This window comes from Citromicrobium bathyomarinum (assembly GCF_038594605.1).
Lineage (GTDB): Bacteria > Pseudomonadota > Alphaproteobacteria > Sphingomonadales > Sphingomonadaceae > Alteriqipengyuania > Alteriqipengyuania bathyomarina_B.
In genome coordinates, this window is the sequence record NZ_JBCFZM010000005.1 from 74,639 (window position 1) to 86,908 (window position 12,270).

Here is a 12,270-nt window from a genome sequence, read left to right on the forward strand (position 1 = left end):
CTCGATATAAAGAGTTCTTTATGTCTCTATGTAGCGCCCTAGTGCGCGCTCCGCCGCTTGACAACCAGAGAGCAGCCGAGAAGCACCAGCGCCCAGACGAGTGCCAGCCAGTTGCCCATAAGCGCGAACAATGTGGGCGAGGCGGCCGGGGGAACCAAGCCTTCCAGCCGCGCCTGCTCGCCCAGTCCGAGATGCTGGCGCACGACCCCGCGCGAATCGATCACGCCGCTGATGCCGGTAGTGGTCGAGCGGAGCACAGGCAGGCCTTCCTCGATCGCACGCATGCGAGCCTGGGCGAGATGCTGCGGCGGGCCGCTCGGCCCGAACCAGCCATCGATCGACGGATTGACGATATAGTCGGGGCGATTGCCCCGGTCGACGACCTGGCCCGAGAAGATGATTTCGTAGCAGATCTGGACGCCCGCTTGGCCATATTCGCCAAGGTCGAGCGTCTGCGGGCCGGGGCCCGGAATGAAATCGATCGTGCCCGCGACCAGCCGGGAAAGCCCGATCGGCTCGAGCCAATCGCGGAACGGCAGATATTCGCCGTAGGGCACCAGATGGGCCTTGCGATAGCCTTCGACGATTTTGCCCTCGTCATCGAGCACGGAGACGACATTATAGGCCGCGACGGCGCGATCGCCTTCGATCTCGAGGTCCATCGTGCCGGTCAGCAGCACGCTGTTCTCCCCGATCACGCGCGCGATCCGTTGGCGCGCAAAAGCCGGGTCGCGCCCGGCGGTCGTCGCGGAGTAATAGCGCTGCGGATAGCCTTCTCGCAGGTAGTCGGGCAGCACCCCCTCCGGCCAGAGCACCAGCCTGCGCGCGTCGCGGTCCTCCGGCCTCACCGATAGCGCAGCAAGGGTCAGGAAGCTGGGTTCGTATTGGCGCGCATCGTTGAGCGCGTCCTGATCCAGATCGGGCTGGACCAGCGTGTAGGCCAGCGTGCCTTCGGGGCCCTTGCCAGCAGGCCAGTACATGGCGGCAATCAGCAGAACCGAAGCAATCCCGAGCGTGACCCATTCGCGCCGAAGCAACTGATCCAGCAGCGCGACGCACAGCACCGCCGCCAGCCCCGATAGCGCGTAGGTTCCGGTGACAGGCAGCAACGCGGCCAGCCCGACTCGATCGAACGGGCCGAGCAAGGCGAGGCTGAACGGCCCCCAGGCATAGCCGGTGAAAAGGCTCGCCCGCAGCCACTCGGTCAGGATCCACGTGCCCCCCAGAGCCAGCGCATAGACCAGCGTGCTCCGCCCCCTCGCCAACCGATAGGCGGCGGCAAAGGCGAGCGCAGGGTACAGCGCGAGATAGGCCGAAAGCAGTGGCACCGCGAGCCAGCCGAGTACGGCCGGCATCTGATCCTGATGGGTAAAGGCGGTTGCGATCCACAGATTGGTCGCGGTGAAGTGGGTGAGGCCGAACAGCCAGCCACGAAAGAACGCGCTGCGGACCGATCCGCTGAACCGGATCAGGATCGCGCCCGCACCGAAGGCGAGCAATGCGATGGGCCACAGATGGATCGGCGGAAAGCCAAGCGCGGCAATCGCCCCGAGCACGGCGATAACGATGCGGGGGTGTCGCAGAGCCCGGTTCAGCACCTGGCGTCTCCGCTGCTCGCCCTACCCAGCGTCAGCCGCATGCCCATGAGCGTGGTGAGAGGCTCGAGCGGGGTCAGCCGACCGCGCTCAGCGCCTCGTCTCCGTCGTCATCGCTCGACTTGCGGGCGCGACGACGCGGCTTGGCAGGCTTGGGCTTTTCATCGCCGCCATCGGCGTCATCGCTACCGGTTGCCGCCGCGATCGCGGGCGGCAGAACGGTCGCGTCGATCTCGCCTTCCTCATTGTCGCCCGCGTCGGCCCGCTTGCGCGAGCTGGCTCGCTTCTGCGGGGCCTTGCGCTTGCGCACGAAGGGGTTCTCGTCGGATTCGAACTTCTCGTCGCCGTCGTTCCGGTCGCCCTCATCCGAGGAATCTTCGGAGTCGGAATTCTCGCGGTCGCGTCCGCGCTGCTTTTCGCCGCGGCTGGCGCGCTTGGGCTTGGACTTGCGGCGATCATCATCGCCCCGGTTGTCGTTACCGCGGCTGTCGTTGCCGCGATTGTCGCTGCCCCGATTTTGATCACCACGGTTCTGATCGTCATCGTCGTCCGAGGAATCGTCGTTGGACGTCCCGCGGTCGTTGTTGTCGCGCTTGCCGCGCTGCTCGTCCTGGCGGGCCTTGTTGTCCGCGATCACCCGAAAGTAATGGTCCGCGAATTGCAGATAGTATTCCGTCTGCACGCGGTCGCCATTGTGCTGGGCGTCCTGCGCCAGCTTCTTGTACTTGTCGAGCAGCTGGGGCGCATTGCCCCGCGCGCGGCTATCGATCCGGTTGGCGCTGTTGCCACCGCCACCCTGGTTACGATTGCTGCGGCCGCGCCGCCGGTTGTTGTTACGATTGCTATTGTTGTTCAAGGAATACTCTTCCCGCGTGGTCGGGCCAATAGATGCGGCGTCGCAGCTATGCTGGGTCCGCGGCCCACCTGTCCCTAAGCATGATCTTCGATCTCTTGCAGATCGCAGGCCCTTGAAAAGGCCCGGTCCCATCGCAGATTTCGGATCGTGACCCCCGCGAGAAACCGTCCATTTCTTGCCGGGTCTTGACGAGGCTTACCGGTTGCCCGGCGCTTTGCCAACCCCTTGTCAACGGCTTTGCGAAACAATCATTGCGCGTGGCCTTTTGGCAAGATCGTTACGAAACACAGGCAAAAAGCCCTGAATTCGTGCGATGTCGCCGACCGCATCCTGCTGCGTCGCGCCGATTTCGAAGATGGCGACGCCTTGGTTTGTTAACAGATCGCCGATGCGGGGCAGCAGAATCCGATAATCGTCGAGGCCTTCCGGCCCCGCAAACAGCGCGGACGCAGGCTCGTGATCGCGCACACAGGGATCGAGATCGGCGTTCTGCTCGACATAGGGCGGATTGCACAAAACCAGATCGAACGTGCCCAGGTCGCGCCGCCAGCCGTCCTTGCGCCAGCTGCGGCGCAGGAAGCGGGTGCGCTCGGCCTCGCCCAGCTTGCTGGCATTGCACTGCGCCACCCGCAGCGCGGGCATCGAGGCATCGAGGCCGATCCCCTCCGCCTCCGGCCACAGCGAGAGCGCCGCGAGCAGTAGCGCACCCGAGCCGGTGCCAAGGTCGAGGATGCGCGACGGCGCTTCGCGATCCGCGAAATGCGCGCGCGCCGCCTCGATCAGTGTCTCGCTGTCTCCGCGCGGGATCAGCACCGCGGGCGTCACCTGCAGGTCCAGCCCATAGAACTGCGCGCTGCCGATGATGTAAGCGACCGGCTCACTCGCCAGCCGCCGGGCGAGCAGCGGCGCGAAGCCATCGGGGACGGGGCCCCGCATATGGTGCAGCAGCATGGCCGAGCGCGATACGCCCAGCGCATGCGCCATCAGCAGTTCGGCATCGATGCGCCCCCATTCGACCTCGAGCTGGCGCGCCGCATCGCGAATCGCCTCGCCCACCGTTTGGGCAGCGTCGCTACTCATTCATCGCCGCGAGCCGCTTGGCTTCGTCCTCGGCGATCAGCGCGTCGATCAGTTCGCCCAGCCCTGGTCCGGCAATGATCTGGGGGAGCTTCTGCAGCGTCAGGCCGATCCGGTGGTCGGTCACGCGGCCCTGGGGGTAATTGTAGGTGCGGATGCGTTCGGAGCGATCGCCCGAACCGACCATCGCCTTGCGCGCCTCGGCCTCCGCCCCCTGCGTCGCCTCGCGCTGCTGTTCGTAGAGGCGCGCGCGCAGCACCTGCATCGCCTTTTCGCGGTTCTTGTGCTGGCTGCGCCCGTCCTGGCAGGTCACCACCAGCCCGGTCGGCTCGTGCGTGATGCGGATCGCCGAATCGGTCGTGTTGACGTGCTGCCCGCCCGCACCGGACGCGCGATAGGTGTCGATCTTGAGGTCGCCCGGGTCGATCTGCACGTCGACCTCGTCCGGCTCGGGCAGCACTGCGACGGTCGCCGCGCTCGTGTGGATGCGGCCGCCGCTCTCGGTCTCGGGCACGCGCTGGACGCGGTGGACGCCGCTTTCGAACTTGAGCTTGGCGAACACGCCGGTGCCCGTGACATTGGCGACGATTTCCTTGAAGCCGCCAACTTCGGACGCGCTCATGCTGACCGGCTCGACCTTCCAGCCCTGCTCGCCCGCGAAGCGTTCGTACATGCGATAGAGGTCTCCCGCGAACAGCGCCGCCTCGTCACCGCCCGTGCCCGCGCGGATTTCGAGCATCGCGGGCTTGGCATCGGCGGAATCGCGCGGAAGCATCGCGACGGCAAGCTGCTGTTCGAGCTCGGGAATGCGCTGGTTGAGCGCCTCCAGCTCCTCCTCGGCCATGCTGCGCATCTCGGGGTCGGCGAGCATCTCCTCCAGCCCCGCGACTTCCTCACGCGCGGCCTTCAGCTCCAGCGCCAGCTTCGCGACCGGCTCCAGCTCGGCATAGTCGCGGCTCGCCTGGACGAATTCCTCCCCCTCCAGCTGGCCCGAGGCCATGCGCGCCTCGATCTCTGCGAAGCGGTTGGCGATCTGGTCGAGGCGTTCGGGAGGGATGGTCAAAGCGGGTTTCCAGTGCGGGCCTGACACACCTGACACAGTGTTCAGGGGCGAAAAAGTGGGGCCCTTGTTGAGTGGCTATTTCGGCAGGCGAATGTCGGGTGCGTTGGCGGTCATGCAAGGCGCATTAGCGTGGGAAGGGCGCGGTAGGAAATGTGCGGCGCTACCCAACCCTCAGAAGAAAGCCCTGCCCCGGATCAAGTCCGGGACGACGAGATTGGAAGTGACGGCAGTTAGATTCAACGTCATGCTGAACTCGTTTCAGCATCCAGCTTCCTATCTGCAAGCCTGCGGCGGGAGGAGGACTGGACCCCGAAACACGTTCGGGGTGACGCAAACCTACAGGTCGTGCTGCATCGCATCCCATGCTGCCTGCACCTCTGTCGCGCGCGGGTTGTCGCCCCGGAAATTGGAGGTCGTTCCCTCGGCTCCGTCACGCAGGCTCACGATCGCCGAGGCAGGCGTCTTCACGGCCTTGTCGAACCGCTTTTTGGGCGATCCACTCGCGATCAGATCTGCAGAGAACCCGAGTTCGCGAAAGCGGGCCAGTGCCCAAATGGCTTTAGGAATCACGTCATTGGATTCCGCAACGACCATCACATCGGCCGCGTTCGCTTCCTTCTCCCCCACCAGCATCGCCAGCCGCTCGATTCCAGCAGCCCAGCCGACGGCAGGAGTCGCAGGTCCGCCCAAGCTTTCGATCAATCCGTCATAGCGGCCACCTCCAAGGATCGTGCTCTGCGACCCCAGCGCGTCGGCTGCGGCAGAGCCCTCGTCGGGAATGAACTCGAAGGCGGTGTGACGGTAGTAGTCGAGCCCACGCACCAGACTCTCTGCGCGCACCCATTTCACGCCCGCCGCATCCAGTCCGCTGGTCACGGCATCGAAAAAGCCACGCGCCTCGTCGGTGAGGAAGTCGTCGATCTTGGGCGCATCGGCCACGAAGCGCTGGTCGCGACGGTCCTTGGAATCCAGAATCCGGAGCGGGTTCTTCTCCAGCCGCTCCTGCGATTCCTCGCTCAGCTCGTCCTTCACGCTGCGGAAGTGCTCGACCAGCGCCGCGCGCCATGCCTCGCGGCTGTCGCCATCGCCCAAGGTATTGAGGTGCAGCGTTACGCCCTCGATCCCCAGCTCGCGGATCACCTGGTCGGCCATTGCCAGCAGATCGACATCGGCCTGCGGTTCCGCCGCACCGATGATCTCGGCGTCGATCTGGTGGAACTGGCGGTAGCGGCCCTTCTGCGGGCGCTCGTACCGGAACAGCGGGCCGTGCGTCGCCAGCTTGACCGGCGCATGCTGTTGCCAGCCGTTCGTCAGATACGCGCGCGCGATGCCGGCGGTGAACTCGGGCCGGAGGGTGAGCGATTCCCCGCCGCGATCCTCGAAGGAATACATTTCCTTCGAGACGATGTCGGTCGTCTCGCCGATCGAGCGGGCGAACACTTCCGTCTTCTCGAACACGGGCATTTCCGCGCGGCGGAAGCGGTAGAGCTTGCGCACCCGTTCGAAGGTTTCGACCACGAAGGCGAAGCTTTCCGCCTCGGGTCCGAAAATGTCCTGCGTGCCGCGGATTGCCTGCGGTGTCTTTGTCTTTGCCATGATGGGCGAGCGCTTAGCGTGCGCGCTGCCCAAACGAAAGCGGGATACATTATTGCACGGGCACGCCGTTCGTCGCATGAAGCGCGGCCATGAAGCACCTCTTTCTCAGCGCCGTCCTCCTCCCCCTCATGTTCGCGGCGCCCGCCCTCGCACAAAGCGAGATCCGCCCCGCAGGCAATAACGCGCCGGTGCAGCAGCAGCTCGCGGACGCGACGCCCCTGCCCGCCGACACGCCATGGCCGGGCGGGACGATCGCGCTGGATATCGACGCGACCGACACGGCGCGCGGCGTGTACCGCGTAACGCAGACCATTCCGGTCACCGCCGACATGCGCGAGCTGCACCTTCTGTTTCCCGAATGGCTGCCCGGCAACCACGCCGCGCGCGGGCCGATCAACCTGATCAGCGGCATCCGCTTTACCGCAGGCGGCAAGGTGCTGGAATGGAAGCGCAACCCGCTCGACGTGTACGAGCTGATCGTCGCCCTGCCCGAGGGGGCCGAGGCGGTAACCGCGCAGTTCGTCCACACCTCGCCGATCACCGGCGGCGAGGGGCGGATCACGATGACGCAGGAAATGCTCAACCTGCAGTGGGAGAAGATGAGCTTCTACCCCGCCGGGCACTACGTGCGCCGGATCGCGGTGAAGCCGACGGTGACCGTGCCCGAGGGTTGGCAGGTGTTCACCGCGCTGGATGGCAAGTCCCGCAAGGCGGACACGGTCAGCTGGCAGACGGTCGATTACGGAACGCTGGTCGATTCGCCGATCTTCGCGGGCAAATATGCGGACCGCTGGGAAGTGGGCGAGAACGTGTGGCTCGACGCGGTGGCGGACAAGCCCAAGTATCTCGACATCGAGCCCGAGAACCTCGCGACCTTCAATCGCCTCGTCGACGAGGCCGATGCGCTGTTCGGCGCGCGTCATTTCGACCATTACGACATTCTGCTCGCGCTGACCGACCGGATGGGCGGGATCGGGCTGGAGCACCAGCGCTCGGCCGAGAACCAGTACGAACCGACCGCGCTGACCGACTGGGAAGGCATGGAATGGAGCCGCAACGTGGTCGCCCACGAACTGGTCCATAGCTGGAACGGCAAATATCGTCGCCCTGAAGACCTCTGGACGCCCGATTACCGCACCCCGATGCAGGATTCGCTGCTGTGGCTTTACGAGGGCCAGACCCAGCTTTGGGGCTGGGTGCTTTCCGCGCGCAGCGGGTTGCAGACCAAGCAGACCTTCCTCGATGCCTTCGCCGTCTATGCGGCCAATTATGCCGAAGGGCAGCCGGGCCGCACCTATCGCTCGGTCGCCGATACGACCAACGACCCGATCATCAACTCGCGCCGCCCGATCCCTTTTTCCTCGCTCTCCCGCAGCGAAGACTATTACGTCGAAGGCGCGCTGGTGTGGATCGAGGCGGACCAGATCATCCGCCAAGGCACCAGGGGCAAGAAGGGGCTGGACGATTTCGCCAGGGCCTTCTTCGGGGTAAACGATGGAGACTGGGGCCAGCTGACCTATGATTTCGACGAGATCGTAGAGACGCTGAACGGCGTCTATCCGCACGACTGGGCCGATTTCCTCACCACCCGCCTCCTCGAACCAAACCAGCCCGCCCCGCTGCGCGGGCTCGAAATGGGCGGCTACAAGCTGGTGTGGAAGGATGAGCCCAACAGTTACGACAAGGGCCGGATGGGCAATTCGGGCTCTCTCAACCTGTTCTACTCGCTCGGCGTCAACCTCGGCCGCGATGGCGCGGTGCGCGGCACGCTGTGGGACGGCCCGGCCTTCGATGCAGGGATCGTCAATGGCAATACCATCGTCGCGGTGGGCGGCGTGGCCTATTCGGGCGAGGTGATCGAAGAGGCGATCACCGCCGCGAAGGACAGCGCCGAACCGATCGAACTGCTGGTCAAGCGCGGCAACACCTACCGCACGGTCGAGATCGATTACCACGGCGGGCTTCGCTATCCGTGGCTCGAACCGATCGGCGAGGGCGAGAACGGGCTCGATCGGTTCCTGCAACCGCGCACCGACGGCTGACGGCTGACGGCTGACGGCTCGAAATATCTCCGGGCCCTTTCGCAGCGCACAAAACGCGTTGCGGCATCCCGGCGTCTCGCCTAGGTCGCGGGCAGATTTTTCCAGTCCGATGGCCGGGGCGCCCTGACCTCCCTGCCGACGGCCAGACGCAGCGAGAGTAAAAATGCGCATCGACATGATCCCGACGGGCGACAATCCGCCCGAAAGCCTCAACGTTATCATCGAAGTACCGACCGGCGGCGAGCCGGTGAAGTACGAATTCGACAAGGAATCGGGCGCCCTGTTCGTCGACCGCATCCTGCATACGCCGATGCGCTATCCGGCGAACTACGGCTTCGTGCCGCACACGCTGTCGCCCGATGGCGACCCGCTCGACGCGCTGGTGATCGCACGCAGCCCGTTCATCGCCGGCTGCGTGGTGCGCGCGCGCCCGATCGGCGTGCTCAATCTCGAAGACGAGCATGGCGGCGACGAGAAACTGATCTGCGTGCCGGTCGACACGACCTTCCCGTATTATTCGGACGTCGGCGAAACCAAGGACCTGCCGAGCATCATCTTCCAGCAGATCGAGCACTTCTTTACCCACTACAAGGATCTGGAAGCCGAAAAGTGGGTCCGCGTGGGCGCCTGGGGCGACGCGGCGGAAGCCAAGCAGATCGTGGTAGAAGCGATCGAACGGGCGAAGGGGTAACCTGCTGCGCGAAGGTCGGCTTCGCGGCCCTACTTGCGAGCGCAGCAGCGTTACCGAGCGTTCCTCGAACGCGGCGATTCGCTGCAAGCTGCTTGTCGTCAATCACGCTCCTTAGTTGCCTTGTTCGATTCATCTGCTCGAACCCCGGACGATCAATCGCTATTTACGCGCCATCGCCGATTGATAGAAATCGAACCAACTATTGAACTATAAGTTGAGGCGAACCGCGCGCACTGACCTTCTTCAAATCACCGTTCTTGGTACATTCAATGCGCTCAGCTTTACACCGGCCTATCGCGACTCCGGTCGTACTTCGTTTCCAATTTACCATTGATCCAACGCGATCCGAACGGCGCTGGCGCCGGCACTCCGAAGTGCTTGGCGATGAAGGCCAGCGGGGGCGATGACTTCGAAAAGACGAAGCGCTTGGCATCAGCAAGCATTATGCGGTTGTAGCGGGCGACGCCCCGCGCGCTGAGCCGCGAGATCCATAAGCCGCCGGTATAGGCCTTAGGCAACGGCAGGACGTTGAACGCCAGCTTCGGAGTCAATGGCGCATAAAGGTCAAATGGCATCGGACGCCTGCTCCATGGCTCCTGAGCCGTCACGCCACCATCTGCGAAGAAGAATTCGCGGTCACAATCCGCGATCATTAGATTGATAAGCCCGCCAGCGATCGCATCGCGATAGATGTCGTACAGATAGAGCATATTCTCGAGCGCGAAGCCGCGAAAGGTCGTTGGGTCGCAGGGGAGATCATCCGAGCTGTTATTGGCTTGATGCCAGTCGGTGAGTTTATTGAGATACGTCGGGCTGCGTACCACAAAAGCCGCGAGATAGTTGGCGATTGCCGCCCGATCCTGCGCGGTCAGCGGCATCCTCTCGTCATAATCGCTGACGATGAAGCCCAGTTCCTGCAGCTCCTTGCGCTTGATTAGATCGCCGCGTCCGGGAAATTTACGACGCTCGATATTGTCCAACGTCAGCAACCGAGCCAGCGCGCCCGCAAAAGGCGTCTCGATCTCGCGCGAAAACCAGCGCTCAATATCGCGGTCCTTTGCACCGCTTGGATCAAGCCGGGTATAGAGCTCGCCTTCGACGCCGACCTTCGATGGAGGTGCACGAAATGTTGTGCCATCGGCACGCACCACATGGAGCATGCCGTCTGCCCCCGCCCATTGGCCCGACTGGACCTCCGGCCACCAATGATGTCGCTTCGGTTCGTTCACGTGCAAAGGCTGGCATTTATGGGTACACCCAGCAAGCGGCTTGCGGTTAGGCCCACAGCATTCGAGACCCGCCAAGCCGGACACGTTACCGAAGCGGTGTTTCGCTTATGGTCGCCCTGGAACCTGCTAGTATTCAATCACCCCAATTTGGGCCATCGCGGCAAATTTCGATTTTGACGCTGCCGTGCTATAATCTAGCCATCGCAACACCACCCAAAAGCGGCCCCTCACTCCACCGGCCTACGGTGGTCGAGCAGGTCCTGCTTCTGTTCGCTGCTGTCGCGCTCTTCCTCCACCATCTGGTCGATCTCGTCGCGCGGCGCGACATCGGCCGGAGTGGCTTCGGGGTCCTTGCGCCGCCTGCGTGGGCGCGCTTCCACGCCGTCGCGATCGGCGATATTCTCGAACGGGAGGCTGGCCGAGCGGGGATCGAACCGCAGGCGATAGATCGGCTCGGGCAGGCCGAAGCCGGCATCCTCCAGCGCGGTCTTCACTGCGGGAATCGCCGCGCTCTGCGCCTTGAACCAGTCGGTCTCCCGCTGGTCGACCCAGCCGAGGAAGCGGATTACCACGGCAGAATCGCCGACCTCGACGATCCGCGCTTCCGGCGCCGGGTCCGCCAGCATGAAGGGCAGCGCCGCCAGTGTCGTTCGGCCCAAATCTGCTGCGGCGGTCGCATCGTCGTCCGCGTCGACGCCGAGCGTGAAATCGAAGCGGCGCTGCGGATTGCGGGTGAAGTTGACGATCACCGCCTTGAACACGGTGCTGTTGGGAATGCGCAGGTGGTTTCCCTCCAGCGTCATCAGCACGGTCGCGCGGCTGGTCAGGCGCACGACGCGCCCTTCCATGTCGTCGATCAGCACCAGATCGTTGGCCCGGAACGGCTGGCGCAGGCTCAGCATCAGCGAGGCGACGTAGTTCTCCACCGTGTCGCGCATCGCGAAACCCAGCGCGATGCCGATCACGCCTGCCCCGCCCAGCACCGCGCCCAGCAGCGCGGTCGCGCCGATGATGTCGAGCGCGATCACGGCGGCAAAGATGATCGAGACGAACCGGATCGCGCTCGCCACCAGATCGGCGAGGAAGCTGTTCGGAGTGAAGATCCGCCAGACGAATTTGAGCGACGCCAGCAGGTAGCCCGCGACCACGATCGCCAGACCGATCAGCAGCGCAACGCCGATCAGCGGCAGCATGTTCGCCGCGTCGCGCAGCCGCTCGATCAGCGCAGAGACGATATCCGCCGTGCCGCTGAGCGAGGTGTCGCGCGCGACCTCGTTCTCCACCGTCGCGACATCGAAGCGCGCGGCGATCGCGCCCGCTTCGTCGATCGCTTGCTGGCTGGGCGCAGAGCCGGAGAGGCGGACGACGCCTTCGGTCACCTCGACCTCTACGGCCGAGAGTTCGGCAACCTGCGCGTAGATATCGCGCAGCCGGTTCGCGATCCGATCATCGGCCTGCGGATCGCGTTCGTCGGACAGGTTTCCGCTGGCTTCGGTCGGCGCGGCGGCCGGCGCTTCCGTCTCTTCAGGCGAAAGGGCCGGCAACGCGGCATGCGCCGGTGCGAAAAGGGGCGCGGCCACGAGAGGCACGGCAACGAATGCCAGCAACAAGGCGGCGATCATCCGCTGCATCGTCTCAACTCCCCCCGATAGGAACCCGCGCTTCGACGCACCGTGCCGATGCGTGGCGAAACCGCTATTTCCCGCCGAATGCCAGCGCAAAGCCTGCGGCGAGCAGCAATGGGACGCCGGCGGTCAGCAGCCAGAGCGCGGTCTGATCGCGGCGAAAGGCGCCGCGCAGCGACAGGTTGTGCGCCTGCGCGTCGTTCAGATCGCTCCAGCGATGTTCGAAGAAGCGCAGCACCGGGATAAACCCGCCGACCATCACCACCAGCAGCAAGTAGGGGGTGATCCCCTCGAAAGCGTATTTCATCTTGGGCATCGTGATGAAGATCAGCAGCGCGGTGGTCACCAGCAGCGCCCATGCAATATTGTCGCTGATGGCCGCGCGCCAGTCGATCTTGCGGGCAGCGGCCTTCCCATCGGGGTTCGTGGGGGCCTTCACATTTCTGCCACTGGAAAAACCGGTATTCGTGCTCATTGCAAAGTCCTCTCGCTGCCC

At 64.4% G+C, this 12,270-nt stretch carries 10 protein-coding genes; 2 read left to right on the plus strand and 8 right to left on the minus strand.

Annotated elements, in window-relative coordinates:
- Nucleotides 1-38: 38 nt before the first annotated feature.
- From lnt to hisS, 5 genes are all read right to left on the minus strand, one after another.
- A complete protein-coding gene (gene lnt, locus AAG612_RS15585; protein WP_342511759.1) occupies nt 39-1,598 on the minus strand; it encodes an apolipoprotein N-acyltransferase in 1,560 nt (519 codons plus the stop codon).
- A gap of 73 nt (nt 1,599-1,671) precedes the next feature.
- Nucleotides 1,672-2,451 (minus strand): DUF4167 domain-containing protein, encoded by a 780-nt coding sequence (locus AAG612_RS15590; RefSeq protein ID WP_342511761.1) that lies wholly within the window; start codon nt 2,449-2,451, stop codon nt 1,672-1,674.
- A gap of 228 nt (nt 2,452-2,679) precedes the next feature.
- Nucleotides 2,680-3,531, minus strand: coding sequence for a peptide chain release factor N(5)-glutamine methyltransferase (gene prmC, locus AAG612_RS15595; protein WP_342511763.1), 852 nt, complete (start codon nt 3,529-3,531; stop codon nt 2,680-2,682).
- Nucleotides 3,524-4,591, minus strand: a complete 1,068-nt coding sequence (gene prfA, locus AAG612_RS15600; RefSeq protein ID WP_342511765.1) for a peptide chain release factor 1 — start codon at nt 4,589-4,591, stop codon at nt 3,524-3,526. The genes prmC and prfA overlap by 8 nt, the downstream gene beginning before the upstream one ends.
- A 336-nt stretch (nt 4,592-4,927) precedes the next feature.
- Complete coding sequence (gene hisS, locus AAG612_RS15605; RefSeq protein WP_342511767.1) at nt 4,928-6,187, minus strand: histidine--tRNA ligase; 1,260 nt, start codon at nt 6,185-6,187, stop codon at nt 4,928-4,930.
- A gap of 89 nt (nt 6,188-6,276) precedes the next feature.
- Between hisS and AAG612_RS15610 the strand changes: the two genes are divergently transcribed.
- Nucleotides 6,277-8,229: a M61 family metallopeptidase gene (locus AAG612_RS15610; protein WP_342511769.1), complete on the plus strand. Its 1,953-nt coding sequence runs from the start codon at nt 6,277-6,279 to the stop codon at nt 8,227-8,229.
- Between the two features lie 163 nt (nt 8,230-8,392).
- The gene (gene ppa, locus AAG612_RS15615) at nt 8,393-8,920 is read left to right on the plus strand and encodes an inorganic diphosphatase (protein WP_342511770.1); all 528 of its coding nucleotides are present in this window, start codon (nt 8,393-8,395) and stop codon (nt 8,918-8,920) included.
- Between the two features lie 281 nt (nt 8,921-9,201).
- On the opposite strand, the gene AAG612_RS15620 is transcribed toward ppa, so the two are convergent.
- The 3 genes from AAG612_RS15620 to AAG612_RS15630 all read right to left on the minus strand — a co-directional run bounded on the left by AAG612_RS15620 (nt 9,202) and on the right by AAG612_RS15630 (nt 12,249).
- Nucleotides 9,202-10,149, minus strand: a complete 948-nt coding sequence (locus AAG612_RS15620; protein ID WP_342511771.1) for a DUF4238 domain-containing protein — start codon at nt 10,147-10,149, stop codon at nt 9,202-9,204.
- Between the two features lie 227 nt (nt 10,150-10,376).
- Nucleotides 10,377-11,780: a mechanosensitive ion channel family protein gene (locus AAG612_RS15625; RefSeq protein ID WP_342511772.1), complete on the minus strand. Its 1,404-nt coding sequence runs from the start codon at nt 11,778-11,780 to the stop codon at nt 10,377-10,379.
- A gap of 64 nt (nt 11,781-11,844) precedes the next feature.
- Nucleotides 11,845-12,249, minus strand: a complete 405-nt coding sequence (locus AAG612_RS15630) for a hypothetical protein (protein ID WP_342511773.1) — start codon at nt 12,247-12,249, stop codon at nt 11,845-11,847.
- Nucleotides 12,250-12,270 lie beyond the last annotated feature (21 nt).

Coding starts and splice junctions, on each gene's coding strand:
- prmC (WP_342511763.1), bottom strand. CDS start 3,531: ATGAGTAGCGACGCTGCCCAAACGGTGGGCGAGGCGATTCGCGATGCG.
- hisS (WP_342511767.1), bottom strand. CDS start 6,187: ATGGCAAAGACAAAGACACCGCAGGCAATCCGCGGCACGCAGGACATT.
- AAG612_RS15610 (WP_342511769.1), top strand. CDS start 6,277: ATGAAGCACCTCTTTCTCAGCGCCGTCCTCCTCCCCCTCATGTTCGCG.
- ppa (WP_342511770.1), top strand. CDS start 8,393: ATGCGCATCGACATGATCCCGACGGGCGACAATCCGCCCGAAAGCCTC.
- AAG612_RS15625 (WP_342511772.1), bottom strand. CDS start 11,780: ATGCAGCGGATGATCGCCGCCTTGTTGCTGGCATTCGTTGCCGTGCCT.
- AAG612_RS15630 (WP_342511773.1), bottom strand. CDS start 12,249: ATGAGCACGAATACCGGTTTTTCCAGTGGCAGAAATGTGAAGGCCCCC.